Origin of the sequence: Hymenobacter lapidiphilus, assembly GCF_003417065.2 — a bacterium.
Classification (GTDB): Bacteria; Bacteroidota; Bacteroidia; order Cytophagales; family Hymenobacteraceae; genus Hymenobacter.
In genome coordinates this window covers 120230-145844 of sequence record NZ_QVLT01000008.1, presented here as the reverse complement: position 1 = coordinate 145844, position 25615 = coordinate 120230, and the positions used below count along the sequence as shown (strand labels likewise).

The following is a 25615-nucleotide window of genomic DNA, read 5'->3' as shown; positions in this document are numbered from 1 at the left end:
GGGCTAGTAGGTTAAGCGCAGCAGCTCGACGCGGGTAGAGGCGGCATCCGCCTCCCAACCGTCGATTTTATTACAGTAGAAATAGCTGCCCTCTCTTTCCAGCCACACCGGCCGCAGCTGGTCGAAGGCGGCCACCTCGGCTCCATTCAGCCGCACCAGGGGCCTGAGCACCAGGGGTCGGGCGTAAGCGGCCCGCAGGTGGGTATAGTAGGCGGGCAGCAGGTCGACGGCAAAGTCGAGGCCTGCAAAATCAGAGATGGGGAAGATGACGGTGCTGCTGCCCGTATCGTCGGTGAGCAGCACCCGGCGGGTGCGGCCAGTACGGGCCAGCAGCCGGGGCTGGGGCGTGCGCTTCTCGTAGGTGGGCGTGAGCGACGGCGTGCCCAGTTGCCGGGCGAAGGTGGGCAGCAGCGGCAGCCCGTTGGTGCCGGTGGTCGTAGCGGCCCACGGCAGCACCAGCGCGTCGCGCTCGGCATCGAGCGTAGCATCGGGACAATCGAGGCAACCATCCCCTAGCTGCTGGGCAGATTCCGGGTTGGTGTCATCTTCTTTCCAGCGAAAGAAGTTGCGGCGGGCCGTGTCGGGCAGGTGAAAGCTGCGAGTGGCGGGCGCACTGCCATCCACCTTCCCGCTCCAGTCAGCGGCCCCCGAAAGGTTCTGGGCCAGCGCCGGGCCGGTGGGCGCCAGCCGCACGGCCTGGGTGTAGGCGTTGGTCTGCTGAGTCAGGCCAAACAGGCCGATGATGGCCTTCACAAAGTCCTTCTGGCTCCAGTCGGGCAGCAGGTCGGCCAGCCGCACCAGCCCGCCGGGCGGGAAGTCGGCCAGCACCGTGACACTGAACTTGTCGAGCGGCAGCGTGTTGCCGGCGACGGTAATCACCCGGAAAGCGAACATCTCGTAGCCCCACTTCTGGCTACCCCCAAAGCCCTTTTGCGCGGGGTTCAGGCGCACGCGGATACTGAGCTCGTCGCCCCTGGCCAGCAGCAGGCGGCTCTCGTTGAGCGTGGCCGTGACGTAAGTGGAGTCGGCGCCCTTCTTGCTTTCGGCCGCCGGCCCAGCCACAGGTACGGGCTGGCCCTCGACCTGTTTGCTGACTTGCTTACCGTTTACCAGCGCAAACAGCTGGGCTTTGGCCGAACCAAAGGGGCTGCTCAGTTCCACGTTCAGACTGGCATCCACGCTGACGTAGCAGGCTTCTTTGGCCCGCCAAGAGTGCGTTACCGGGTTCCATACCAGCGACTCAGACGGGGCCAGAAAGCCCGTTTCAGTCGGCGTCGTGTCGTAAGGCACGGTGCGCATCAACTCGGGCCGGCCTTCGTAGGCGCGGCCATACTCGCCGCGATTGCCCCCGATGCCGGCCACCAGCCGCCGGGCGTTGCGGAAAGCTTCGGAGTAGGCCGCGCCCGCCACCGTGGGCAGCGTGAGCCGGTCAAATAGTTCGGGCATGGGGCCCGACCATTGGCGGCCGGCTTCGGTGAAGATTTGCTCCCACGCGGCCCGGGCGTACACCGAAGCCAATACCAGCTCCTCGTAGATATGCACCCGTGCGCCTTCTTCCGGCCCGCCCTTGCCCCGGTCGTGCAGCTCGTACACGTAGCCCTGGCGCCAGTCGAGTCGGCCCGAGCCGATAGCGGCGTTGGTGCGGGTCCATTCGTGCGCGGTGCTGGCCGGGAACTGCAGCTCCCGCAGCTTCTTGCCTTCCAGGGCGCTGTACAGGTCCTGGTTGCCGCCCACCACCTGACACTCGAAGCCTTCGCCGGCCGTGTGCGCCTCCACGTAGGCTGTCGCCCCGGGCAGCACTTCCAGTCCGCCGGCCTCGACTGCGCATGCCAGGCGCTGGTAGGGCGCAACCGTCAGGGCCGGGCCATGCTGGGCCTGGGCCAGGGCCGCGCGCACCGGCGGCGCATCGGCCAGCGTGAGCGTGTTGGAGTAGGCGGCCTGCACGGAGGCGGGCTGCAGGATGTTGTTGTCTTGGATGGTCAGGGCCACGCGCTGCCCGTCCGCCAGCGGCAGGCGGCCTCCATCAGCCAGTATGAGTGCAGGGCTGGACATTAGGCGCGGGTCAGGGCGTTGGGCGTGGGCAGCTCGATTTCCACGTCGAAGGTGGTGCGGGTGTCGGAGCTGGTGCGGCCGGTGGTAACGGGTACCACGGTTACCGGAGTTAGCCGGCCACTGGCAGCCTGCACGAATACCTGCGGAGAGGTCATGATGCTGGTTAATGCCTCATGCTGAGCCGGGCTCAGGTCGCCCGCCCGTAGCAGTTGGCGGGCGCCACCGGGCCGCTGCAGCACTTGGGGCGCTGCGGAAGCTGCGGGCCGGAATACGCTGCCCGCCTCGGGCATTTTGGCGTCGTCGAAGTCCCCATCGAAGAGCCAGCCATCCCAGGCCCCCAAGGGCGAGAGCCAGCGCAGGTAGATGCCGGGGGCAGGGCAGTGGTCGAGGCGGACGGTGTAGGGGGCGGTGTATTCCATCGTAGGCGAAGGTGCCACGGTGGAAAATGGGGAGCAACCGGGGTAGGGCCGAAACGCCGGGAAGCTGGGGCAAACCGCCGCTGGGTTGGTGGGTGGGCAGCAAAATGCCCCGGCCGGTGGGGCGCGGGGCTTTGTGGGCGGAAGTTGGTAGGTTTGCGGCCTTATGTCGTCTAGCAAACAATATTTCCCAGCCCTTACTGGTATCCGTGCCCTCGCGGCTTATACCGTCTTTCTCACTCACTATAACCCATTTGCAGAAGCCAGTTGGCTCGGTCTTCTCCTGCGAGAAGGCAACAGTGGCGTTACTGCCTTCTTTGTGCTGAGTGGATTCTTAATTGCCACCAATTATGGGCAGCGGGTGGAATTGACGGCCGGCTGGCTATTCAATTATATCCGCAACCGCTTCGCGCGCATCTATCCAGTGTACTTTCTGGTGACCCTGGCTACGTTCGTGGTGCTCTACCTGCGTCCTGACTACGACCTGATCGGACGTTGGGCGGGCTATACTACTCAAGACATGGTGTTAGTTGCTGGGTTGAATTTCACACTTACAAAGGCGTTTTTCTATCCTTTTGTGTTTACGGGCATTGCCCAGGGCTGGACGCTTACGGTGGAGGAATGCTTTTATGTCCTAGCACCTCTACTACTCATAGGCCTAGCACGAAGCACGAAAAGGTATGGGCTCTTAGCTGCGTATGGGGTTACCCTGCTAGCCACTGGTTGCGCTATCGTACTGCTGGTCCCACACAAGTTGGGGTTCTTCAACAGCTTTAATTTCATGCTTACCTACACGTTTTTCGGACGGTGCATGGAGTTTCTGTATGGTATCGGCTTAGCTGTGTTCCTGCAGCGAAACGCTAACCAATCTGGCCGGGGCGGCTTCTACACTTGGGGCGGTATTGCCTGGATAGCTGCCTGCGTAGTAGCGGGCACGTTTGTGAATCCCACGCCTCCAACCCCGGAGGCGTATAGCTCAGGCGGTATCCTGTTCAACAACTTCTTGTTGCCGATAGGAATAGTATCACTGTTTCGCGGCCTGATAACGGAACAGACATGGCTGCGGAACATGCTTGAAACCCGTCTGATGATTTTGCTAGGCAAAAGTTCCTATGCTTTCTACCTTCTTCACTTTGGCATCTTTGCAACCTTAATCAAGCGCCACATAACGGACAGCCCTATTCTGTTTTTTCCGCTGATGGTGTTTCTTTCCATTGCCGTATACCGGCTTCTGGAAGAGCCCCTTCAACAAAAGCTTCGTGCACGGCCCAAGGCTAAGGCGTTAGCAACTGCATAAAAAGCCCGGCCGATTGGCCGGGCTTTGTTTTTAAAACCGTTTTGCGTTGTCGAACACGGCCGTGGCCGTGGCCGTGGCCGTGGTCGGCAGGTATCCCCCGATAAAAGTTTTAATCAGCCCCGTGACGGGGAATGGCGGCGCGGCATTAAACCGTGATACCCAGGCCACCCCATCCGGGCTGGTTTCCCAGTAGAGCAGGTTCGTAGTGGAGCTATGGCGAATGCGCCAGTGGCGGTGCGCCACAGCATCGTAGGGGAGGCTTTCGCCGGTATTGCCGTTGGGCGAAACGGTCTGAGCATACAGCACCCCCGCTTCCGTTACCCACCGGGCACGGTTCAGTGTGTCAATTCCGATGCCCATTTCGGTATTGAATTGAGTTGGCGCGGCGGGAGCCGTAACCACTTCAACTTGAAGCGCGCCGTTGGAAAAGCTCTGCGCCGCCGCCTCGGTGTAGGCCGCGAAACTTTCCGCGTTGGCCAGCGGCGTTAACTCCAGGCGGCCATTCTGCTGTATGCGGGTGCCGGTTTGCGGCTTGTCGAAATATTGCTCCGTCCACCGTGCGTCCTTCGTTGCGGTGGCGAAGTCGTCCACCCAAATCGGCGTCGAGTTCGGGGTGCCGCCGGGGTCGGTTGGCGGCGGGGTCGTGGTCGTGGAGCCGAAGGCGTCGCCCGCCTTGTTGGCGAAATTGGTGGCAGAGTTAATGAGCGCGGCCGTGGCCGGGTACACATTGCTGGCCACCAGCACCGGCACCGGCACGGCAGAGAAGAAGGAAAACTCCGTGCTGCCGGTGTGCGTCACGTCCGCCACTTTGACAATGCCGGCCGTGCCGGCTGCGATTTCTATGATGTTGTGAATGTTCTTGCCGATGATGCCACGCAGGCTCAGCACGCCAAAAGAGCCGGCCGTCTGCTTGAAAACGGGCGAGAAATTGGTCGTACCCGTCCGCTCCACGATGGCCCCGTCAATGGAAATGTTGCCGATGGTGGCCCCGTCATTTTTGATAAACGGAGTAGCAATGTTGTTGACCGCATTGCGCTGCACGTAGCCGCGCACCTGCACGTTCTTGATGTTGCCGGTGTAGAAATACAGCGTCGGATATTCGTCCGTGTCAAAGAGCGTGCGCCGCCAGTTCTCAATTACCAGCTGCTCAATGTCGCAGCCGAATTGCGTGTTGGCCGGCTTGGAGAAGCTGCCCACGCGGCGGGCTACGTTCAGGCTCCAGTCCCGCACCGTAATGCGGCCGATGTTGCCGGTGCCCGGTACGCTTACCCCGCCGAAGCCCTGGTAAGAATCTACCACGAGGCCCATTTCGGAGGTATTGCCGTAGATGTTTTCCAACAGTATATTATCTACCCTGCTGCCCGCGCTCAGGATGCGGGCACCGCACCGGAACGCCTGAATGTTGATGTTGCGAAACGTAATACCATTGGCCGGGCCGCCGGGCTCCTCGTCTCGGTAATAGAAATCACCACACCAGCCTTCGCCCCACCCTGGCGCACGGTAACCATCGTCGGCGTTGCAGGTAATGGCATCGTCTTCAGTGGTCAGCGTCAGGTTTTCTCCCAGGCAATCACGGCAATACCCGTCGAAGTGAATACCGTCCTGGTTCTCCCATTTCACGGCACCGTAGTCCGTCACGCCGTTGCGGACAATGCCATTACGAATGCCCATCCCATGAAAGGCATAGGTGCGGTGGGCAAGGGTAGTAAAGTTCTCCAGAATAAAGTTCTGCACCCCATAGATGGAGTACGCGGTATTCAGGCCGAATTGCGGCGTACCCCGGCCGGTCTGCCCGCCGGGGTTGCCGTGGGCAATCATGCCCGAAATCCGTACGTTAAACGTCAGGGGCACGGCAAACGAGCGAACGGTGCGAAATATCGGCTTGTTGGCCCCGGTACGCAGCCAGCAGCCCATACCGGGCAATACCTCGATATGCACGTTGGATTTGAGCAGCAGGCCGCTGTGGGCATACTTACCGTCCCAAATGATTTTAGCCCCCGTGGTGGAAGCCTGGTCAATCAGGGCTTGCAGTACAGCCGTGTTGTCGGTGGTATTGGCGTTGGTGCTGGTGGTTGCCATTGCCAGGTCGGCATCCGATACGGCCCCGGCGGCGGAGGTGTAGAGCACGCGGGGGGAGCTGGAGCCGGTGCTCGTTTTCCGGGTTGCAAGGATAGTCGCCATATTATGCGTAGGTCAGGGTGATGGAAGCAGAGAAAGCGGCGCTGTGTTGCACGCGCAGCCGGAAGGGGGTATTGGCCGGAATGGAAGCCGGCAGCGCGGCCCAGCTGCTGCCGTTGTTGACAGAATACTGCACGCTGCCGGCTCCGGAGCTAAAGAAAATGGCGGGCGCAGCGGCCGATGTCGCGGTGAACAGTTCCTCAAATTCAGTGATGTCGGCAGCCGGTCCGCTGAGGATGATTATATCCGATCCACCACCACCACCACTGCTCTGTACCGTGAAGTTCATCGGCACCGTCTTGGCATTCACCAGCACGATGTCGCCGGGGTTCAGGATTTTCTTGCTGCTGAGAAACTCAGCTTTGGCCGGATCGAAAATGCGCCAGCCGCGTGCGCCGCCCGACCCTTCGCGGGTCAGCAGTGAGGTAAGCTGCGAGGCCAGCACCGAGCCGGTGAGCGTCAGCTGTTGGCCGCCGTAGGTAACGATCTGGCCGATTTCTGTTATTTCGTTTGCCATGTCGGTTAGAGGTCTATGCGGCCGGCCGCGAAGTTTTTGGTATAGGACTGCCCACCGCTGCGAGTGTAGCGGAAGGGCTTGCCGGTGTAGTAGTTATCGTAAGGCACCTGCGCCAGCTGCTCGTTGTTGAGCCACAGTTCCATCACGGCCGGGCTGTTGTCGGGGCCGGTGAAGTTGTTGAACTCCAGCGTGTCGCCGGGTTGCGCTCCAAGCGTAACACCCTTCACCGTATTGCCGGCAGTTACCGTGTTGTCGTAGACCGTGGCCGGTGGAGTGGTGCCCCCACCGGCGCCGTCACCTCCACACGCCGCACGGCCGATACTTTCGAAGCCCCGGCGCTGTCAGTAACCGTGGCCGTAATATCGTAGGAGCCAGCGGCAGGCGGGCTCCAGCTGCCGGAAGCCGCCGGGCCAATACTGAGTACGCCGCCCGTATTGGCGTTGGTGGCCTGCACCAGGTAGCTGTAAGGCCCGGTGCCGCCGCTGGCCGTAGCCGCGTAAGTGATGCCCGTGCCGCCCACCGTAGCTGAGGCGGCCGAGATGGTCAGGCCCGCAGCTAGGGTAGCTGAGGGCGGGGGCGTCGTGGCTCCCTCAGCTTTCCGAAAAACCAGCCGCCACTGCCCTTCCAGGAAGGCGTAGCGGTCGTAGCTGGCCAGGCCCTTGGTGTGGAACCACTGGTCGCCCTCCTGGTAATTGGCGGCCTGCTGCTCCTGCCCCCCGGCTGAAAGACCCACTGGCGGCGCAAAGGCTTTATCAAAAATCGCATTGCCATCGGCCCCGTCCACGCCATCGAAGTAGTCCACCCCTTTCTGGGGAGCAGTGGCCGCCGCCCCCTTCTTGTTGAGCTGAAACACCCAGGCTCCGGCCACCTTCGCGTACTCATAGCCGTTGGCCGTGTTGGTGTACACGTCGCCATCGAGGCCGAGCGAGGCCGCCGGTACACCCGCGCCGTAGCGCTGCTGCCCGCCGCGGGCGACTTCGCCCTTAATTTCGGCGACCGTGCGCACCAGCAGCTGGGCCAGCGCAGGGCCGGGCAGGTTGGCGCCGGGCTGCAAAGCGGCTTCTATCTGCTGGCTCAGCGTATCGAGCGCGGCCAGGGATTGGGTTCTGGTTGCCATGGTTATAAGAAGTCTGGGTCAGTGAAGTCGAGAATGTTGAAGTCATGCGGCCCACCAGTTGGAGGCGGCGTAGTCGTCGGCTGGCCATCGGGGCAAGTGCCCTCATAAGCGCGGTTGGTATCGGTCAGCCGAAACTCGACTGAGGCGGCGCACACCGGCGGGCGGGCCGGCAGCGCCACTCTGAGCACCCCGGCGGGCACGTAGGCCGGGATGGGGCGTGTTACGATGCTTACCTCACTGCCTGATTGGTCGAGGTAGCGCAGCTCGGCCCACCACTCGCCGATGCGCGCCCCGGGCAGCCAGGCTGTTAGCTCCAGTCCGTAGCCCACCTGCTGTACCAGCTGGCCACTGGGAAAGGCCGAGAAGCTCAGGTAGCCCGCCAGGTAGTCGTCTTCTTCCACCAGCGGGGGCAACGCGGCCAGCACGGCCACGTAGCGGCCCGCATCCTGCTGCCACTCACCCGCTGCTTCGGCATCTACTTCCCGGAAGCGGTAAGTAAAGGCCTGGCTCACGTCGTTGTCACCAAATACCGGCAGGTTGCTGCGTGGCTGGCCGGGTTGCAGCAGCGTGGCCAGCAGGGCGGCGGCATCGACCTGCTCATCGAGCTGGCGCACGGTTTTGCGCAGCCGGGCAAACGGCGCCGGGCTGCCTTCGCGGCTCAGCTCCAGCTCCACATGCAGGCCGCGCCGGGGCTGGCCCTGGGCACCTGTCAGGGTAAAGACAGGGGTAGTGAGCAGCGCCGGGCGGGCCAGTAGCCCACCCACGGCCACAAAGCGCGGGGCCGGGGCGGGCGGGGCTGGTTCATTCGGATCAGGCGGCGGCGGGGGTGCGGGCTCCGTGATGGTTACCTCCAGCGTGGCCGTGCAGCGGGCGGCATCGGTGAACACGTAACGGTAGGCGTCAACCGGTACGCGGTAGAACTCGATAGGCCCTGCGGGGTAGTTGGGGGCCAGCTGCTCGGTCTGGTTGTCGGAGAGCCGCGTTACGATAGCCGTAACGGGCGGCGCACTGGTGTTGAGTACGGCCGTAAAGTTGCCCGTGCCGCCGACCGTGGTGGCGCTGGTGGTCACCACATCCGTCAGGACCAGGTCGCAGCTGGTGGGCGGCACGGGCGGGCCGGCTCCGCCGCAGCTAACGGTGTAGCTACCCGTGGCCTCGTTATCGGCTTGGTCGCGGGCGCTGAGCGCGTACGCGCCATCGGCTACAGGTGAGAAGCGGAATGTGTGGGCGGCCCCGGCAAACGAGTCGGTGTACTCGGCTCCGTTCGGCCCCAGGACCGACACGAACAGCAACGGCGCGTCCAAGCCCTGGGAGGTAGTGGTGCGCACCGTTACGCGCAGCTCCGCCCCGGCTCCGTTGGGCAGGCAGGTATGTTGGGCGCTAACGCGAACGGAACCTAGTGGCGGCATTAGTAAGCGGTTTTAGAAGCGAAGTCAGCAAACAGCTCGCTACTGATGGAGCGGCGGGTTTCGGCGGCGATGCCTTGGCGCAGGCGGGCGCGGGAAGCGGCCAACACATCCCGCAGCGTGCCAGTGGGCCTGCCGAAGCGCGGGTCCTGGCCCCGATGCAGGCGCGTGCCCTTGCGCAGGATGCTCGTAGCCACAGCCCAGGGGTTGAGGCCCAGCCCACGCGCCTCCAGCCAGAGGCGAATGTCGTCGACCATGGCCCGGCCCGGCTTGGCATTGGGGTCACGGGCCGGGGCGCTGCCCTCCTCCAGCACGCCGATATGGGCCGGGCCCAGCAGTCGGCCCAGCTCCGGAGCCGATTCGGAGCGCAGCGCGGCAATGGTGCGGCCGGTGGCGCGCTGCCCGCTGGCCACGATGTTCTCGCCTAGCTCCTGCTGAGTGCGCAGAATTTCGGTATCGAGTAGCTGGGACAGGTTCACGGCCGTTAGCAGATAGAAGCCCGCTCGGCGGGCGTGAGGTTGAGTTGCAGCACTACCCCGTCGAGGTTGCCGTCAAACTGGTTGTAGGCGCTCACGATACTGGTGGCCACCGCCTTCTCCAGTGCCGGATGTTGCTCCAGCTTCAGCAGCAGGGCCATGGCGGCCGTGAGTAGCGCGTTCATGCGCGGTAGGCGCACATCGGCCGAGTCGGCCAGCTTGGAGTAGGCCAGCACGGACACCGTGGTTTGGAAGGTCGTGGTGGTGCGGATGCCGAACTTGTTGCGGTTGAGGCTCACCAGCATCTTATCCTCGATGAGCACCACGGTATCGGTGTAGCGCAGCCGGTCAAGGTCAAGGTTGGCCTCTTCCTTTTCGCCATGCACGACGCGGCAGCCGGGAAGGGCCGCCTCGGCGCAGGCGCGGATGATGGGGACGGGATAGGTCATCGCTTATCGTTTCTGTAGCTGCTCCTGCTTGAGGTGCACCTGGTGGCGGTAGTAGGCTTTGTGGTTCTCCAACTCAATCATGGTGTTCACCTCGGCCCACTTGAGGCGGTAGAAGTAGTCCCAGCGGGTTTTGTCGCCGCCGGCCAGCGCATCCACGACGGCCAGCGTGTCCCACTCGGCACTGAAGGCGCCGATGTTGGCGGCCCGCTCGGCTTGGCTGAGAGGAATGGGCTTGAGGCGGGCGGCGTGGCTTCGTCGAATCCGGTCGAACTCGGCAAAAAAAAATCAGTGAGCGGCAGCGCTTCGGCCAGGCTCATCTGGCCTACAACCGCCTCCAGCGCCTGGGCCCGGTCCGAGTCGTAGGGCATGCCGTCGTAGGCGGGTTGCAGGATGATGGCGGCCACTACGATGCGCAGGCGCGGCACGTCGTGGCCCGCATCGCGGATAGCGGCCCCGATGTCGGCGGCCTGGCCGAACGTGAGGTCTTCGAGCACGTCGGGCACTGGCACTTCGACTTCGTCCATGGTGAGCACGGCTACGCGGGGGAAGGATTGCAGGCCTTCGGGGGCGGGCTCACTTAAGAATAGCACCGAGCCCAGCGCCCCGGCAAGGGCCTGGGGCGAGAGGTGTAGCAGCTCAGCGCCTGCGCAGCCCAGCAGCAGGGCCAGGCAGTCCTGCACGGTAGCGCCTTCAGGAAGGGCAGAGAGGTCCGCAGCCTGTGCAAGGGTCACATCGGCCCAGCGAGTGGGCAGCTGGTGCAGGGCGGTAGCGAGGTGGGGTGTCGACATCAGAAGGACTGGTAGTGGGTGATAGGTTTCGGGGCTGGTGGCTGAAGCTCCAGACGCATGCGCATGCTCATCATGTCGGAGTAGTCGGGAGAGCGGCCAATCAGCTCTTTGATATCATCCTTGCTCAGCACCTTCAGCGGGCCGTCCTTATCCATGTCGCGCTGCTTAATCACGCTCAGCTCTTCCATGAGCGCTTCCCGCTGCTCAGAGGTGAGGGCGGCTTCGGCGATGAACATGCCGGCGGCGTTGATACAGCCAGCCAGCAGGTATTGACACTGGGCTTTGAGGTTCTCGTAGTTCTCGGGCTTGGGCTCGCGGCCTTCCGAGCGGGCACGCTCTACTTCCTCCAGCGACGGCATGGGGCGGGCGTTGTTGACAAAGCCAATGCAGCCGGGCAGTCCATCCACGACGCCGCCCCCCACACCATCCTCGTCGACAACGATGCGCGACATCGGTACTTTGTGCGTCGTGGCAAGCCCCCGGATGAGGGCCACCAACTCAGTAGTTTTGCTCTTGTCCATCACCACGACGTTGACCAGCCGAAAGCCCAGCCACACGCCTACCACTGCCTTATCGGCACCGAAGCGGGCCACGTCAGCCGTGATGGCGGGCGCGCCGCTTTCCACGAAGGAGTTGGTAAACAGGTCGCAGATGCGGTTGTAGGCGATGAGCGTGGCCGGGTCGCCGTCGTACTCCCAGTTGCCGCGCAACAGGCGCTCGATGCTAGCCATGTCAAGTGTGAGCAGCGTTTCGCGGTAGCTGGCCGGCGTGTACTTGTTATCGGAAAGAAGCGACTGCACAAAGCGCCGGTAGGGCTTGAGCGTGCCGTCCTTGCTGGGCTTGTAGAAGGTGGCGTACACCCAGTTCTTAGCTGGGTTGCAGCTGCCCAGCACCTTGGGCATGAGCCCGCGGGTCACGCAGCCGCAGCCGCGGCACTTCCATTGGTTGGGCTGCCCGTTATCGTCGTAGCCTAGCACCTCATTGCCCGTATGGTCGCCCGAAGCCTGGTTGGGCCGGCCGCACTGGTGGCAGTAGAAGTTGAGGCGGTAGCGGATACGGGACTTGACGATGCCCCAGGCCTTCTGCACCACCTGATTGCATTCGTCGATGAAGGCGCCGGTGATTTCCATCGAGCCCAGGCTATCGAAGTTCTTATCAGAAGGGTACTGAAAAAGGTCTTTGAGAAAGATGATGCTTCCGTTGAAGAACGTGAGCGTACCTGCCTGCTCATTGTAGCGGTAGTGGGCGGCGGTGAGGCCCTGCTTGCCGAGTACCTCCAGCAGCGTGAGCAACGTGGTATCCTTCAGGTTCTTGAGCTTGGCGCGGCCGATGAGCCAGCGGGAGCCGGCATACTTCAGGCAGCCCTTAGCCACCCAGTAGGTGCCCAGCGCGGACTTACCGCCACCAGCTCCACCACCATACACCAACTCGGTGGTTGAGTCATCCTCTAAAATATCGAGGGCCGTCGTCTGCTTCAGCGTGAGCTTCATAGAGCCTGGGCCTCCCCACCCTCATACGCTTTGGTTTCTTCCCATACGATGCCCATCGAGCCGCTGTGCTCCACCTTGTCGACGAACATGCCCTGCCACTTGGCCAGCCGCTCTAATGCCCCCAGGCGGTCAGGCAGCTCAATAGCAATGCCGTGCTGGGTGGGCTTGATGGACTTGGCCAGATCGAACACACCCAGCGCGTGGGCCTTGGCCAGGTTCAGCTCCATCTCATCGTACCACTCCACCGGCCCAGCCACGATGCGCGTGGCGGCCGGATTGCGCCGCAGCTCAATCTGCAACCGCAGCACCTCGTGCTTACGGAGCTGCTGCTCAACGAAGTGGTCGTCCTGCTGCTTCTCCGTCAGGTCGGATGCGTCGGCAAACTCTTCCTCGAAATCGATTTGCTCCTGCCGCTCGGCAATTACTTCAGCCAGTGGCTTTTCCACCTGCGGATGCCTGTAGCGGCGCACCGTATCAAAGAAGTCCGACAGGTTAACGCGACCGATAGCTGACCACTGGGCCGCAATTTCTTCGGTACCCATCGCCGCCTTGGCCAGCACCTTTTCAATAGCGTCGCGGACCTTAACATTTCTTAACAACCGACTTGCCTGCTGAGCGGCCGTCTTCTCGCTGTAGCCCGCACCAATAGCGGCCCGAGTAGCGTTCAGCGCCGGGTCGGCACAGAAGAGCGACACGAAGCGCTTTTGCTTTGCGTCGGGCTTTGGGCTGGCAGACTTCTTGGCTTGGGCGGACATGACACGAACTTCCTACCCTAAGCCCCACCAAGCAAGGCCCGCACCTTCAAAACGCCGCGAACCCAACCCATTCCGTCGCCCAACTGCACTCCACCCTCATCCACCCTCGGCATGGGCCAGCATCCGCCGCAGCTGCACGGTGCTCACGCCCATCTCCCGGGCCGTATCCCGCCGGGCATGGGCCTGGCTCCAGCTCGGGTGCGCGCTCAGCAGTTGGGCCACACGGCGGGCGGCGGCCATGCACTCACCAATCGGGTAGCTGCGGATTTTCGGCGGCTCGGGCGGGGTCGTGATGTAGTCGAGGATGCGGCGTCGCTCTGTCGGGTCGAGTTGCGCCAGCGTCTGGCGCAGGTGCTCGGCATGGGGCAGCCAGGGAGTAGCGAGGGATACAGGTAGCATGGCAGATCGAAATAGGGTGAATCAGTAGGGCCGGGCGCCATGCCGGGCCTGGGTGAAGGCGTACACCTCCTGCAGCTGGGCTTCGGAGTAGCCGACGAGGCGGGCCATCAGCAGGCCATTGGGCGTGCGGCTGGTGCTGGTGTAGTAGCGGGGCGTGGGGTCGGGCTGTAGTAGTGGCTCTACTTCCTCCTCCTCCACTTCTTCGGCAGCGGGTTCGGGCGTGATAGGCTTGGTGGCTTTGCGGCGGCGGGTGGGCGCACGTTGGCCGCCGGCCTGGGATTTCCCCTTGCCGGCGGCCTTGGCTGCATCCATCTGGTCTTGGATGGCTTTTATCATGGGCAGCATCCGGCCTTCGCCTCATGGCCACAATTCCCACACACCTCGTCCAGCCACGGTAGCTCAATCGGATGCGCCCGGGCCAGCTGCTCCAGCGCGGCGGTATCGTGTACCGGCGTAGGCTCGGGGCGTAGCTTCTGAATGGCCAGCTCGATTGCATCAGAGAGCTGCGATGGGGAGGCGACGTTTGCCAGCCCTATGGCGTCGTCGAGGATAGCCAGCGCCTCCTCGGTGCTGGCCTCGGTGAAGCGCAGGGCCGCAATGGCGCGGGGCACGAAGTCGCGGGCGGCGCAGCAGAACTCCGCGTCGCTTTCCAGATTTTCCAATTCATCCTGCTCTTCATGGATGTTGAAGACCGCTGACACAGACACGTCGTAGTCCTCCGGGCGTGGCTGTTGTCCGGGCGGGACGCCAGTGGGCGTGGGCTCGCCAAAAGCGGTTACCGTGGCGTCGTACGGGTTGTAGCGCCAAGTGCCGGGGCTGGCTGCCTGCTCCAGCGCCTGCATGGTGTCGAGTTCTCCTCTAAGGATTTTCATCGTCTGGTTTTATTGGAGTTAGGAATGATTGACTTAGCGGGTGATAAGGCGGACTAGTAGGGCTCACTGGCCAGCTCCAGCACCCCGCGCTTTTGCAGCTCCGAGCGCAGCGCCGACAGCTCGGCCACCTCCTTGCCGGTTAAAGGCTTGCTGGATTCCAGCAGGTGCTCATGGCGCTGCTCCAGTCGGGCATCCGACGCATCGGCAATGCTGGCCACCGGGCGGGAAGGGCCGGCCGCAACGGGCGAAAGAGCCGGGGCTTCGGGTTTCGCTGGCAACGTGGGCGCTGGCGTGGCAGGAACTTTCGCGGGTGTAGCGGCTTTGGCGGGCACGGCGGACGGTTGGGCGCCCACACGCAGCGGCCAGAGCACCATCCCCTCGAATTCCACCGGCTCGGGCAGCACCTGCAGCACCAGGCGGTTGGTATCGGCCGGCACCTGATGGCTGTCGAGCACGGCGCGGGCCAGCGGGGTGTTGATGAAGTTGAGGCCCTGGGTTTCCTTGCGGTCCTTCTCGGCCGACTTGCCCCGCAGCGGGCGGCTATCATGGGCGGGCTCAGTCGAGCCGAACAGGGCGTACCAGCTGCCGGGTGCGTCGGCGTCCTCGGTGAGCGTAGCGCCGGGGCCGGTGGTGCTCAGGCCCAGCTCGCGTACCAGGGCGGCGGAAAAGCTCAGGCTGCCGGCTTTGCGGGCGACGGTGATGGTGCGGGCCGTGCTCTGGCGAACGTGGGCGGTAGTGGCGGGGGTGATGAAGCGGAGTTTCATGCGGGTAGCGTGAGAGGTGAGGGTAGCAGGTTTCGTTTGCGGGCTTCGGTTTCGACTATCAGAAGGGCGGGTAGTCCCCACCTGGGTAGCTGGGCCTGGACAGTTCACCCAAGCGGCGCGGGGGTGGGCCGTTGCGGGTCATGTGCTGCGTGAGGGCCTCGGCATTGAGAAGTAGCTGCTCCTGCAGGGCCTCGATTTCGCGCTGGGCATCCTGCTGACACAGCACTACCGCAGCCTCGGCAATGCGGCTCCAGTGGGCTTCGGAGTCGTGGGCCTGGTCGTAGATGCCGGCCACGCTGGCCGCATCAGAGAGGTACTCATGCGGCTTTTTCATGCGGCGTCGGCTTCGGGCTGCATTTCTGCTGCTGCCCACTGCTGCTCTATCTGCGCAAACTCAGCCAGCACCAGCCGGGCTTTGCCGCGGGCCTCCGCTAGTTTCGCCGCTGCCAGCCGCTCTTTGCGCCACAGCTCCGCATCGTAGTCGTTCACGGCCTGCGCTAGTAGCGGCTCCGCCGGCCACTTGCCGGCCACCCACCGCTGGAGCCGTAGCAGTTCGGACGGATGGTAGCCCGCGCACTTCTGACGGACGTAGAGCGCGCTGATGGGCATATCCTTGGCCACCTGGACGGCCCGCTCCTGGTAGGCCACATGCTCGTTGTGGATCTGCACCTCCAGCAGCGCATCCCGCTCAGCCAGGTACTCGGCAAACCAGCCATGAATCACGCCCGCGTCGATGCGGTCGAAGGTGTGGTAGCGGCCGTTGGCTCCTTCGCGCAGCACGTAGACCAGCTCATCGAATTTGAGACGCCAGTAGCGCTGCACCAGGTCGTTGGCCAGCATCGATACCTGCAACGTGTTGAGCCGCTTGTTATCGGCGAAGTTGAACATGCCGTCCACGTAGGCCAGCAACCGCGCCGTGGCCTGCACCGGAGCGGCCGCATCGGCGGCGCGCAGGGCACTGAGCTGCGGGCCGGCCAGCGCCAGCTCAGGCCGCACCTCCATCATGGCACTAAGCAGCGCCATCGGGTCGCGCTGGTGCGCTGAGGCTAGCAAAAGCTCCAGCGACGGCGACGGCTGCCTCAACGTCAAGGCGGCCCGTAGCGCGGGGCTGACCGTAGCCAGCGCCACGGTTTTCGGCGCCACGGTTTTGGCGAGGGTAGTGGGATTCGTCTGCATGGGTAGCGTCTTTGGGGGCCGTGGTGATGAGGCCACGGGCCGAGTTGGCGTCGTTGGAGAGAAAGCAGCGGGTGAAGTTTTGCCAGCCCCGCTCGTCGCGGTTGGCCTCGTGGGCCGCTGCGGCCGCGATGTGGGCCAGGTAGTGCGGGGCGTAGGCCGCCGAGTAGTTGAGCTGAGCGGCCAGAGCCGTGAAACCGTCCGGCGTGGCGTAGCGGGATTCGGCGTAGGGCATCTTGCGGCCAGCCGCCGCGGCCCCAGTGTGCGGAGCCGACGCGGTGGCGCCGACTGAGCTGGCAGGACGAATGGCCAGCAGCGAGGCGCGGAGCATATCCCGCTGCTGGGTCATGTCGGCCAACTCAGCGGCCAGCCGCTGGTTTTCATTTTCCAGCTCCCCTATTTTTTTTTCGGAGGCGGAGCTGGAGCGAAGCGGCCCTTCCTGCTCCTCCTCCTCCTCCTCCTCTTGGTTATCTTGGTTATAGTTCTTGGTCTCCTTATAAGGCATACCCTGAATGTCTATAGACACTGACCCTGAATGTCTATAGACACGACCACCGTTGTCTATAGACAGTCCCGGTTTTGCCGGTGTGTCTATAGACATTTTGTCTATAGACAGGGACGAATTCAGGGCCTCCACGGCGGCCAGTTGCTCGGCTCCGGAACCGGTGTAGCACACCCGCAGGCGCGGCGTGGTAGCGACCCTGCGCAGCTTGGTGGCGCCCTCAATCGTGAGCAGCTCCAGCCGCTGCAATTCGGCCAGCGCGCGGGTGATGGTGCGCACCGTGCCGCCCACGCTCTGGCTCAGCAGCTCATTGCTACCGGTGAAGGCGCCGTGCTTACCGTTCTCCGCTAGGCCCGCCACCTCAATCAGCACCGCCCGCAGCGTGCGGTTGAGGGCGGTAAGACGGTTGAGGTTCTGGCGGATGGGTAGCATAGGGCGGGTGCTAGGCGGGGTAAAGGCGCCGGCGGAATCGGCGTGCAGGAAGCGGTGGGGCTGGCTCATAGCAGAGGAAGAGCACCGAAAAGCCCGCCGAACAATTGCCCGGCGGGCTTCAGGCTAGTGGCTTAGGACTGGTAGAGCACCGAGCAGCCCCACTGCTCGAAGTAGGCGGCCTCCTCGGCCAGCAGCTCGGCGCGGTACTGCTGCTCCAGTTCGAAGAGTTCCGCCGATTCGAGGTAGAGCTTCACGCTGGCATCAGTCGGGTCGATACCGATTTCCACCCGGAAGGACTTGGCAGGGTAGCCCTTGAAAATGGGCGTGGTCAGCACGAACTCCCGGTTCCACTCAATGCCGTGCACCTCCCGCTCCAGGTTGTTTTTGCTGCTGCCGTTGGTGCTCTGCTGCTGCTCAATCTTGGTTTGCACCTTGGCCGAGAAGTTCATCAGGCTGCTGAGCAGCACGGCATGGGAGTCCTTATCGGAGAAGAAAAAGCGGGTGCGCTTGAGAAACTTCACCAGCTCGGAGACCGTGTACTTCTGGTCGGTGTTAATCTTGAACTGGGCCAGCTCCGGAGCCAGCTCCAGGCTACCGGTTACGCTATCAAACAGCTCCGACTTCTCAGCCAGCACCAGCTTCAGGGTGCCGGACGTCTGGTTGATGAACACGGTGGCCTGCTTGAAATCATACAGCTCGACTTTCGGCTGAAGAAACTGCCGGGGCGAATCGAGTCGACCAGTGTAAGCCAGCTGCCGGGGCTCCCGGATGGGGGCCGCCTGGCCGTGGCGGATGATGGTTTCGCCGGGAGCGTTGATGGCGAATACTTCCTGATTTTCGGTATTGGATTTCATGGCAAACAGTTGTGAGGAATTGAATAGCGAAGGAAAGGCGGCTGCTTATTCGCCGGCCGAGCGGCGCATGAACACGTTCTGCTGGCGCTCTTCGGGTAGTAGGCCGCGGCTGCTGATGAGCGTACCCTCGTCGGTGTAGAGGCCCATGCGGCGGGCGTCGTAGTCGGGGATGTAGTAGAGCGTGCCCACCGAGCGGGTGTGGCCGGTGCGCAGCTCCAGCTTGAGCGTGCCGAGCGCCTTTTTGAAAGCGTCGAGCCGGTATTTGAATTCGGCCATCACTTCCTTCTTTTCATCACCCAGCGAGTCCATCTTCTCCAGGGTGGTGAGCAGCGCGTTTTTGCGCTCATCCAATTCCCCATCTTCCAAGGGGCGGTCATAGGGCTCCCCTTCGACTACTTTGTAGGCCTCGGCTTCGAGGTGGGAGCGGCGGGCGGCCGACTCCATGCCGGCGAAAAGGTTCTGTTCCATCATGGGTTTGGGATTTAGAAAAGGGGATTGCTTAAGCGGCGTTGCGCCACACGATGGCCGTGCGGCCGTTTTCATCGAGGATGGTGGTGCGCTGTTTGCCGGCGGTAGTAGCAGCCAGGCCTGCCTCGTACTCAGGTGAGCCCATGCGGTAGTGGTACCACTTCTTGGCGGTGGTGGGCTTTTTAGGGGCCTGCTTCTTCGCTGCCTGGGCTTTGGCCTTCTGCTTCACTGCGAGTCGGATATCCTTCGGCGGCTTCGGCGGCTTGGCTGCCGGTGCGGCCTTCGGAACTGGAGCTGGCTTCGGAGCCAGGACAGTAGCACGGCGGGCTGGGGGGTGAGCACGGGGCCGGGCCGGCTTCCTACCCGGCAGCCGCAGCAGGCCCAGTTGGTGGGCGCGGGTAACGAGCGCGGCCGTGCTGCGGCCTAGCTCATTGGCCAGCTCCGCCAGCGGCCGGCCAGCAGGGTAGTCACGGGCGAAGAGGGCGGCGTGCTCGGTGCTCCAGCGGCGCTGCCCGGCTTTTTTGCCGGACGTGAGGCCCAGTATCTGCGCCCGCTTGAGAATGGCCGTGCGCGTGTGGGGCAGCAGGCCTACCACCGTGGTAGGGCCATCGATGGGATAGTGCTTATGCAGCAGGGCAGTGTGCTCAGTACTCCAGCTCTGGCAGCTGCCGGCCGCAAGGCCCAGGCGGTGGGCGCGGGTGTGCACGGCCGAAACGGCCCGGCCTAGCAGCGCGGCCGTATGCTTGGCACCGTGCAGCGGGTATTCGGTAGTAAGCACGGCCAGCTCGGCGGCGCTCCAGATGCGGGTTGGTTTAGCGGCCATGAGTAGCAAGGGTTTGGTTGGCGGATAAATGAGCTTTGCGGTCTTCTTTGGCGGCATACACATCCTGATCCAGGTGCCAGCCCTTGGCCTCTCCCAGCCAGGCGGCCTGCAATTCCTCCAGCGTTTCAGCCTCTTTCAGAAAGCTCAATACCACCAGCTTATCCATGGGCAGATCATCCTGCTCCTCACTGCTTAGGGCGGCACCAGCGGAGGGAACCAGAGGAACCGAAGCCGGCAGCATGGGCGCGGATGCGGCCGGCTGAGTGGGGCGCGGGGCTGGAGCGGCTACAGGTGCCGGCTGCTCATCCTCTAACCGGGCGGCATCTCTATTCTTGGCAGCGCTGAAATCATCCGCCTCTTCTTCCCCGTACACGCCCAACTCGTAGAAGCCCATCAGCATCAGGATGGAGCGAGACTTGGCCCGCTTCTCAGCCATCTCGGCGTAGTAGCTCACCTGGCTGTTCTTGGCATTGGCTGAGCCCAGCGACTCGACTTTGATTTTCTTGCGCTCCACAGTGCGCACGGCGGCGGCTTTCACGATGGCGAAGTCTGCCCCGGCCGCGGCCAGCTCGATGCCCACCTGAATGTTGTTGAGGCCCTGAATCTTCTCGATGCCGGCGCGGCCGATAATCCAGTTGCCGGACTGTTTGTGCTGCCACACATCGGCCTTGCCCAGCAGGTTGGCTTTGCACAGGGCGCGGAAGGCGGCTAGTTGTTCGGAGGTTTGCATTAGCTTTGCAGTCGTTAGAGTGAAATGAGTGATAGGGCCGCCCGGGCAATGGGCGGCCCTATTGCGTTTAGCGGGCCGGCATGGCGTGCTCGGCGCGCTGCTCAGCCGTGGGGCCGGCGCTGCAGCCGGGCAATGCCAGGCTCAGCAGCGCGCACACCAGCAGCAGCGTGGTCGTGATGACAGCATAGCGCACCAGGCTGGTGCGGCGCTCGTGGCGCTCGGCAGCGGAATAGGCAGGTCGTTGGTAGTAGTGCATGGCTACAGGCGCTGGCCAATGAGGCGGGTTTCGGTGATGCTACCGGCGGCGGCCTGCACGGCACCAGCCCGGTTGAGGGCGCTGAGCTGCTGTTCACCCAGGCGGCGCACTTCTACTTCGAGGGCGGATTTCGCGCGGCTGCCGGTACCGGTGCGGGTTTCGCTGGCCAAGTCGCCGTAGCGCGAATCAGAGGCGACGGCGGTGATTTCACGGCGGCCATGATGGGTAGTGATTTTGACAGTTAGCATCGGACAATGATGTGAGGGTGAGAGAATCAGTTAAGCAGCGTCTCGGTCGCATTCGTCGTATTCCTGCTGCCGAAAGGCCTCCTCGTCCTGCTCAGCAGGCAGCGCCTCGTAGCGGGCAGCCAGACCGGCATTGGCTTCGCGCTTGGTGCGCTCCCGTTGCACGGCGGCGTAGTAGCGCTGGAGCTGGCCGGCATCGTGTACCTGCACGCAATTGAGCTTGGCCTTCACCCGCTCGTAGCGGTGGAAGAGGGGGCCAGAGAGCACGGCGTAGATGTTATTGCGCAGCGACTGGCACATCAGCTCGTTGGCCGGCGCGTTCAGGTTCTCGGGGCGGATCAGGACGATTTCGGACATGGCAGCGGACGGTGTTAGCGGGCGGTGGCGCTCAGGTGCAGCGCGTTACTGGTGGCTTCGGCAGCGGCCATTTCAGCCGTCAGATAGGCTGCCTCATCGGTTAGTTCCAGCCCGTCATGCAGGTGCGCGTAGACGACAATGGCCTGCATAGCCGAGTAGCGGCAGCCGATGGTGCAGGCAGCCAGCGCCGTGCGCAGATAGCGCAGCTCGGCCGGGTTGATGCGGTTGGTGTGGGTAGTGGTGAGCTGCATGAGTTAGGCTGCTTTAGAAGTGCTCACCTGCATCGGCGCGTCGCCGAAAAACTCCTGCACGGCCTGCTCCGTGACGATGTACTTATTGCCAATGCGCTGGTGGCGCAGCCCGCCCTCCTGGCCCAGCTCATAGGCCTTGAGCAGCTCGTAGGCCTTGGTCTTGCCACAGCCCAGCCGGATGTGCAGGCGGTCGTCATACTTCTTTTCCTGGCTCTGCTTCGGGCTTTGCACATAGGTGCGGGTGCTCACTTCGGCTTCGGCCGAGGCGCGGGCATTGATTTCGAGCATCGTCACCCAGTTCTGGTTGACGGCCGCCCCGCCGGCGGAGGCAGTAAGGTGGGAAGAGGGAGTGGTTTGCATGGGAGGGGACTTTGTTAAAAGTGATGAGATGTGAATAAATGGAACAAAACGTGAAATAGAGGGCAAAAAAATATTAGGCCTCTGCTAGGTGCCCTGCTCTCTCAGTAAGCCACCGCCCGACAACCTCATTCAAGGATGGGCGGCGGCCTGTTTCCTTGCGTAAACGCTCTTGTTCGTCACGCATAGCCTCCTTCGTGGCAGAGTCAACCTCACCTCGAACGGGGTGCAATTTGGGGGTTTGGGTATTTGACATGGCGGTAAAGTGTGATGGGGTATGACAAATATACGTGATAAAACGGAACAACAAAGGATATGTTGTGAAATTCCTTCACAAACTGTTACAAACTGTGTTGCTTTGTTCCGAAATATCACGGAAACATGGCTAATTCACGCGGCATCAGACTTGCCAAGCTCCGAGAGGCAGCTGACATGACCTTGGAAGAGGTGGGTAAGGCCATTGATAAAAGCAGGCAAACGGTTCATCGCTATGAAGCGGATGACGCTGCGCGCATTCGACCTAAAGTTTTAGAGAAGATTGCCGCTGCCTACAAAACCACCCCCGAATACATCGAGACCGGCAAGCACCCCGCCCCTATCATGCAGGTAGCCCCCGAGGAGCACCCGCTGGGTCCGCTCATGTCCGACAAAAGCAATGCCCGCTTCGCCGCGCACTTCGACAAAAAGGAGATGGTGTACTACCGTCGCCTGGAAATTGGAGCGCGGGCCACTTTCGCTGAATCCTTTATGAACGATTACGACTATCGGGACTTGCCGCTATTCCCCGTCATCCGCATGATTGGCGACCCCGAGGAAGGGCTGGTCGTCGATATCGACGGCGACTCGATGGAGCCCCAGCTGCGCAGCGGCATGAAGGTGCTGGTCGAGGAGTTATCCAACGTGGACCAGTGGAAGGACGCGCGGCCCGGCGTGTACATCGTCGTGTTCCAGCACCACTTCGTCATCAAGCGCATCAAGCACAACACGCTCCGGGCCACGGGTAAGGTGATACTCGAATCCGATAACGCCGAGGGCGGCATTGAGGAAGTCATCATCGACGACATCCACGGCATGTGGCGCGTGATACGGGGCGTCGACGTGCCTATTCGCTAATTCAATTACACCAACCCATATTCTAAGACCCGTGAAAAAAGCTCTACTCATCCTGTGTGTAACATTCTTCGCTGCCTGTAGCGGCGGCGGCGACCCCTCCCCATCCAGCTCTAAGGGCGGTAGCCAATGCGGCTGCAGCAAATACAATAAAGCTGATTGCCAGGCGTCGAGCAAATGCTTTTGGACTGTTGGTAAAGGCTGCGGCTGTTAGTTTTAATAATTACTCATGTAAAGTAAAATTGCTATGGCATTCCGATTTCGTAAGAGCTTTAAAATAATGCCCGGCGTTAAGCTCAATGTGAGTAAGAGCGGATTTAGCACAACTGTTGGTGGGCGCGGCGCCAGCGTTAACATAGGAAAGAAAGGCGCTTATTTAAATGCGAGCATTCCTGGTACAGGTATTTCGAGCCGCAGTAAAATAGGCGGTAGTGGTAGTGGCAGAAACACTAACTACTCAAATGCAGCCACCTCTATTCCGCAGGATCCTCAGCCAGCTAATAAGGGCTGGTACAGCTTTGGCGTCGCCCTCTTTAGCTTTTTCACATTAGTCTCTCTAGCTTCTTTCATAAATTCCATTTCAGCGAAAACGGATTGGTCATTATTAGGGGGTGCTTTCTTCTGGGCCGCAGTTACGGCCATATGGTGGGCAGTTCGCGGCGCTAGACGCAAAGCCAAACAGGCTAAATACGAAGCATTTATTAAGAAGCAGGCAGATGAAGCCGAAGCCTTGCAAATGCTTATTGAGCAGGGCATTCGAGAGAAAGAGGAGAAACTGGAAAGGCAACGGATTGAGCTGAGAGAAGCCGAAGCAAAAAAACAGGAGTTAAGAAGATCTGAAATCCAGCAAGTGTTAGCTCCTGCTTATACTCTTTACGTGGAGGGGTTGATCAGCAAAGAGCAATTGGCTACATGGCAGAAGCGGGCTGATGACGAGAAATACGGATTTATTGTATTAGAGCTGGAGGTAAATCGATTAGCCCGCGAATTATATGCAGAGAAGGCGCGCGTAGATATGATCAAGACTAAATATGATGAGGCAACCGCTTGCCAGCTCATTGCTCATCAGATAATAATTGGTATGTCGCACGAGCAAGTAATCGACGCCTTCGGCAAACCAACGAAGGTTGAGAAGGTATCAGTAAATGGGAAAGAGCGGGAAACGCTTGTTTATGGTAGCAAAACAACGGGTAGTTATTTCCATATTCATGCCGGCATCGTGACCAAAGCTGTTATCAGATAGTCATGACCATCCGGTTCTACCTCCATAACAACGCCACGGAGGGCCGGCATCCTATTTACGTAGAGGTGCGCTGGGCCCGCCATCCGGCCGCCGAGCCGGGTACTAGCCCCGCCGTACGCCTGGGCGTGCGCGATTCAGTGCTCAAAAAGTTCTGGACGAAAAAGCAGCGCGTTTCCACCCAGGATGAAGGCCGCTGCGTGCGCATCAACCGCAAGCTGGGCAAGCTGCACAAAGCCGCCGAGAAGCTGCTGGAGACGGCCGAGGAGCAGCGCCAACGCGTGAGCCCCGAGCAGATGCGGGCCGCCCTACTGGAGCAGCTCAACCTGACAGCCGACGCCCCCACTCCTATTAGTGAGCCAGCAGCACCGTTAGCCCTACCCCAGCAGCGCATCGAGCAGGTAGCGGCCGAGTGGAAAGCCTTCTATCGTTCCAAGTATGCCAGCAACACGCTGCGCAAAGTAGACCCCGTGGCCATGCACTGGGAGCTGTTCCGGCCCGGCACGACGCTACAGGACATTCTACCCGACCCCACAACCCGCCGCTCCGACCTGGTGGAGAAGTGGTGCGAGTACCTGATTGAGGATGCGCCCAACCGGTCGGGCGGGCTGGGGCTGGAATCCAACAGCGTCGGCCGCTACGTGGGCGCCACCCGGCAGCTGCTCAAGTTCGCGGGTCTGCCCTTCGCCTGGCTCACCGATGAGTACACCTACGAGGTGGAAATTGAGCCGCTCCTATTTGAGGAGGTAGTGAGCCTCTACGAAACCCCACTCCCACCCGGCCACCTGAGCCAGGCGCGCGACGTGTTCGTGTTCAACTGCTTTACCGGGCCCCGCTACGGCAACCTGAAAGCGCTGCAGCCTTCGGACGTAGTAGTTGAGCTGGGCAGCCACATTCTGGAGTATGTGCAGATCAAGGGCCGCCGCAAGAAAACGAAGGTGCGCGTGGCCATGGACCCGGTAGCGGTCGAAATCTGGGAACGGTATGCCGGCCGGCTGCCCGTGTTCTCCAATCAGAAAATGAACGAGTACATCAAGCAGGCGGCCGAACTCTCCGGACTCGATAGGCCCATCCTGCAGGTGCGCCAGCGCGGGCCCCACCGCATCGAGCGGCGCGGCCCCATCTGGCAGTTCATCACCTGTCATCTGGCCCGGCACACCTTTGCTACCTTGCTGCTCGACGGCGACGCGGATCTGGGCCAGGTGCAGAATAGTCTGGGCCACTCCGGCATTAACACCACCCGCCGCTACGCCAAGAGCCGGGAAGCCAAGCGGCACGTGGCCACGCTCTCGGCATTTGATAAGCTGCGGGCTTCACACACAGAGGCCGCTGGTGTGCGACGAGACCTGGCAAACGATGGCAACGAGCGGTAAAGTATGGTAAAGGCAGGTCAGGTATAAACGGCCCTATCTATCACGGTTTACCGTATTGTACCGGGGCTTGCCACGGCTTACCGGAGCGTGCGGCTTCTAGCGCGACCACCATTTAAAACAGAAGCCCTTGTAAGTCAGATACTTACAAGGGTTTTTTCTTTACCGGGGCCGGTATCGGGGCCAACTAAATAAATTTTCCCCTTTCGTACTGGAGACACAAAAAAGCCCGTTGTCATCGAGACAACGGGCTTTTAAGGCTTTTACAAGGTTGGGAACCGAAACCCTCCCCTACTCCAAAGATAACCAGAATCTAGGGGCTGGTTGGTATCGGATGCTCCTGGGGACGCTCTGAGAGGCCAGAAAGTGAAAAGCGTTTTAAGGCCCTCCTACGGCGTCTGAATCTTCGGGGCCCGTCTCTGTGTCATCCTGGGGCGGCTGTTCGTCTGGGGCCGGCTTTCTAAGCTCCCC

The 25615-nt window shown here is 61.9% G+C and carries 32 protein-coding genes and 1 pseudogene; 5 read left to right on the top strand and 28 right to left on the bottom strand.

The genetic code is table 11. The annotated features are described in order from the left end of the window. Window positions 1-3: 3 nt before the first annotated feature. Together D0N36_RS07020 and D0N36_RS07015 are read right to left on the bottom strand one after the other, a co-directional pair. The gene (locus tag D0N36_RS07020) at window positions 4-2052 is read right to left on the bottom strand and encodes a hypothetical protein (RefSeq protein WP_116940690.1); all 2049 of its coding nucleotides are present in this window, start codon (window positions 2050-2052) and stop codon (window positions 4-6) included. Next, a complete protein-coding gene (locus D0N36_RS07015; RefSeq protein ID WP_116940689.1) occupies window positions 2052-2471 on the bottom strand; it encodes a hypothetical protein in 420 nt (139 codons plus the stop codon). Before D0N36_RS07015 ends, D0N36_RS07020 begins: the two co-directional genes overlap by 1 nt. Before the next feature lie 163 nt (window positions 2472-2634). On the opposite strand from D0N36_RS07015, the gene D0N36_RS07010 reads away from it, so the two are divergent. After that, complete coding sequence (locus tag D0N36_RS07010; RefSeq protein WP_116940688.1) at window positions 2635-3765, top strand: acyltransferase family protein; 1131 nt, start codon at window positions 2635-2637, stop codon at window positions 3763-3765. 30 nt (window positions 3766-3795) lie between these two features. On the opposite strand, the gene D0N36_RS07005 is transcribed toward D0N36_RS07010, so the two are convergent. From D0N36_RS07005 to D0N36_RS06950, 12 genes are all read right to left on the bottom strand, one after another. Continuing rightward, window positions 3796-5892, bottom strand: coding sequence for a glycoside hydrolase family protein (locus D0N36_RS07005; protein ID WP_147320778.1), 2097 nt, complete (start codon window positions 5890-5892; stop codon window positions 3796-3798). Window positions 5893-5947: 55 nt separating this feature from the next. After that, window positions 5948-6460, bottom strand: a complete 513-nt coding sequence (locus D0N36_RS07000; protein WP_116940686.1) for a hypothetical protein — start codon at window positions 6458-6460, stop codon at window positions 5948-5950. A 5-nt stretch (window positions 6461-6465) separates the two neighbouring features. Further along, window positions 6466-6687 (bottom strand): hypothetical protein, encoded by a 222-nt coding sequence (locus tag D0N36_RS06995; RefSeq protein WP_116940685.1) that lies wholly within the window; start codon window positions 6685-6687, stop codon window positions 6466-6468. A 14-nt stretch (window positions 6688-6701) separates the two neighbouring features. Beyond that, a complete protein-coding gene (locus D0N36_RS06990; protein WP_116940684.1) occupies window positions 6702-7577 on the bottom strand; it encodes a hypothetical protein in 876 nt (291 codons plus the stop codon). Between the two features lie 2 nt (window positions 7578-7579). After that, window positions 7580-8986: a hypothetical protein gene (locus D0N36_RS06985; RefSeq protein WP_116940683.1), complete on the bottom strand. Its 1407-nt coding sequence runs from the start codon at window positions 8984-8986 to the stop codon at window positions 7580-7582. Continuing rightward, on the bottom strand, window positions 8986-9462 hold the full coding sequence (locus D0N36_RS06980; RefSeq protein ID WP_116940682.1) for a hypothetical protein: 477 nt from the start codon (window positions 9460-9462) through the stop codon (window positions 8986-8988). The genes D0N36_RS06985 and D0N36_RS06980 overlap by 1 nt, the downstream gene beginning before the upstream one ends. Window positions 9463-9467: 5 nt before the next feature. Continuing rightward, on the bottom strand, window positions 9468-9908 hold the full coding sequence (locus tag D0N36_RS06975) for a hypothetical protein (protein ID WP_116940681.1): 441 nt from the start codon (window positions 9906-9908) through the stop codon (window positions 9468-9470). 3 nt (window positions 9909-9911) lie between these two features. Continuing rightward, a complete protein-coding gene (locus D0N36_RS06970) occupies window positions 9912-10064 on the bottom strand; it encodes a hypothetical protein (protein ID WP_190242558.1) in 153 nt (50 codons plus the stop codon). Beyond that, the gene (locus D0N36_RS06965; protein ID WP_116940680.1) at window positions 9995-10696 is read right to left on the bottom strand and encodes a hypothetical protein; all 702 of its coding nucleotides are present in this window, start codon (window positions 10694-10696) and stop codon (window positions 9995-9997) included. Before D0N36_RS06965 ends, D0N36_RS06970 begins: the two co-directional genes overlap by 70 nt. Next, window positions 10696-12186: a hypothetical protein gene (locus D0N36_RS06960; RefSeq protein ID WP_116940679.1), complete on the bottom strand. Its 1491-nt coding sequence runs from the start codon at window positions 12184-12186 to the stop codon at window positions 10696-10698. Before D0N36_RS06960 ends, D0N36_RS06965 begins: the two co-directional genes overlap by 1 nt. Further along, on the bottom strand, window positions 12183-12941 hold the full coding sequence (locus tag D0N36_RS06955; RefSeq protein WP_116940678.1) for a terminase small subunit: 759 nt from the start codon (window positions 12939-12941) through the stop codon (window positions 12183-12185). Before D0N36_RS06955 ends, D0N36_RS06960 begins: the two co-directional genes overlap by 4 nt. A gap of 96 nt (window positions 12942-13037) precedes the next feature. Then, window positions 13038-13340: a hypothetical protein gene (locus D0N36_RS06950; RefSeq protein WP_116940677.1), complete on the bottom strand. Its 303-nt coding sequence runs from the start codon at window positions 13338-13340 to the stop codon at window positions 13038-13040. Window positions 13341-13494: 154 nt separating this feature from the next. Between D0N36_RS06950 and D0N36_RS20245 the strand changes: the two are divergent. Further along, window positions 13495-13548 (top strand): annotated as a pseudogene (locus D0N36_RS20245) (hypothetical protein); the annotation flags it as partial. 124 nt (window positions 13549-13672) lie between these two features. Here the strand turns inward: D0N36_RS20245 and D0N36_RS06940 are convergent. The 14 genes from D0N36_RS06940 to D0N36_RS06875 form a co-directional block, all read right to left on the bottom strand. After that, the gene (locus D0N36_RS06940) at window positions 13673-14212 is read right to left on the bottom strand and encodes a hypothetical protein (protein WP_116940675.1); all 540 of its coding nucleotides are present in this window, start codon (window positions 14210-14212) and stop codon (window positions 13673-13675) included. 53 nt (window positions 14213-14265) lie between these two features. Then, window positions 14266-14976, bottom strand: coding sequence for a hypothetical protein (locus D0N36_RS06935; protein ID WP_116940674.1), 711 nt, complete (start codon window positions 14974-14976; stop codon window positions 14266-14268). A 58-nt stretch (window positions 14977-15034) separates the two neighbouring features. Further along, complete coding sequence (locus D0N36_RS06930; RefSeq protein WP_116940673.1) at window positions 15035-15310, bottom strand: hypothetical protein; 276 nt, start codon at window positions 15308-15310, stop codon at window positions 15035-15037. Next, a complete protein-coding gene (locus D0N36_RS06925) occupies window positions 15307-16029 on the bottom strand; it encodes a hypothetical protein (protein WP_190242557.1) in 723 nt (240 codons plus the stop codon). Before D0N36_RS06925 ends, D0N36_RS06930 begins: the two co-directional genes overlap by 4 nt. Then, window positions 15986-17152 carry a hypothetical protein gene (locus tag D0N36_RS06920; RefSeq protein ID WP_116940671.1) on the bottom strand — a complete coding sequence of 389 codons (1167 nt, stop codon included), beginning with the start codon at window positions 17150-17152 and terminating at the stop codon, window positions 15986-15988. Before D0N36_RS06920 ends, D0N36_RS06925 begins: the two co-directional genes overlap by 44 nt. A 62-nt stretch (window positions 17153-17214) precedes the next feature. After that, window positions 17215-17937, bottom strand: coding sequence for a hypothetical protein (locus tag D0N36_RS06915; RefSeq protein WP_116940670.1), 723 nt, complete (start codon window positions 17935-17937; stop codon window positions 17215-17217). A 45-nt stretch (window positions 17938-17982) separates the two neighbouring features. Continuing rightward, complete coding sequence (locus D0N36_RS06910; protein WP_116940669.1) at window positions 17983-18408, bottom strand: hypothetical protein; 426 nt, start codon at window positions 18406-18408, stop codon at window positions 17983-17985. Window positions 18409-18436: 28 nt separating this feature from the next. Then, window positions 18437-19228, bottom strand: a complete 792-nt coding sequence (locus D0N36_RS06905; protein ID WP_116940668.1) for a hypothetical protein — start codon at window positions 19226-19228, stop codon at window positions 18437-18439. Beyond that, window positions 19218-19958 carry a hypothetical protein gene (locus D0N36_RS06900; protein ID WP_116940667.1) on the bottom strand — a complete coding sequence of 247 codons (741 nt, stop codon included), beginning with the start codon at window positions 19956-19958 and terminating at the stop codon, window positions 19218-19220. Before D0N36_RS06900 ends, D0N36_RS06905 begins: the two co-directional genes overlap by 11 nt. 67 nt (window positions 19959-20025) lie before the next feature. Further along, window positions 20026-20214 (bottom strand): hypothetical protein, encoded by a 189-nt coding sequence (locus D0N36_RS06895; protein WP_116940666.1) that lies wholly within the window; start codon window positions 20212-20214, stop codon window positions 20026-20028. A gap of 2 nt (window positions 20215-20216) precedes the next feature. Then, window positions 20217-20462 carry a hypothetical protein gene (locus D0N36_RS06890; protein WP_116940665.1) on the bottom strand — a complete coding sequence of 82 codons (246 nt, stop codon included), beginning with the start codon at window positions 20460-20462 and terminating at the stop codon, window positions 20217-20219. 30 nt (window positions 20463-20492) lie between these two features. Then, window positions 20493-20816, bottom strand: a complete 324-nt coding sequence (locus tag D0N36_RS06885) for a hypothetical protein (protein ID WP_116940664.1) — start codon at window positions 20814-20816, stop codon at window positions 20493-20495. A gap of 14 nt (window positions 20817-20830) precedes the next feature. After that, a complete protein-coding gene (locus D0N36_RS06880) occupies window positions 20831-21067 on the bottom strand; it encodes a hypothetical protein (protein WP_116940663.1) in 237 nt (78 codons plus the stop codon). Window positions 21068-21070: 3 nt separating this feature from the next. After that, complete coding sequence (locus tag D0N36_RS06875) at window positions 21071-21427, bottom strand: hypothetical protein (RefSeq protein WP_116940662.1); 357 nt, start codon at window positions 21425-21427, stop codon at window positions 21071-21073. Between the two features lie 378 nt (window positions 21428-21805). Between D0N36_RS06875 and D0N36_RS06870 the strand changes: the two genes are divergently transcribed. The 3 genes from D0N36_RS06870 to D0N36_RS06860 all read left to right on the top strand — a co-directional run bounded on the left by D0N36_RS06870 (window position 21806) and on the right by D0N36_RS06860 (window position 25147). After that, window positions 21806-22537, top strand: coding sequence for a LexA family transcriptional regulator (locus D0N36_RS06870; protein WP_116940661.1), 732 nt, complete (start codon window positions 21806-21808; stop codon window positions 22535-22537). A 244-nt stretch (window positions 22538-22781) separates the two neighbouring features. After that, a complete protein-coding gene (locus D0N36_RS06865; RefSeq protein ID WP_116940660.1) occupies window positions 22782-23777 on the top strand; it encodes a DUF4236 domain-containing protein in 996 nt (331 codons plus the stop codon). 2 nt (window positions 23778-23779) lie between these two features. Next, window positions 23780-25147, top strand: a complete 1368-nt coding sequence (locus D0N36_RS06860) for a site-specific integrase (RefSeq protein ID WP_116940659.1) — start codon at window positions 23780-23782, stop codon at window positions 25145-25147. Window positions 25148-25615: the final 468 nt, after the last annotated feature.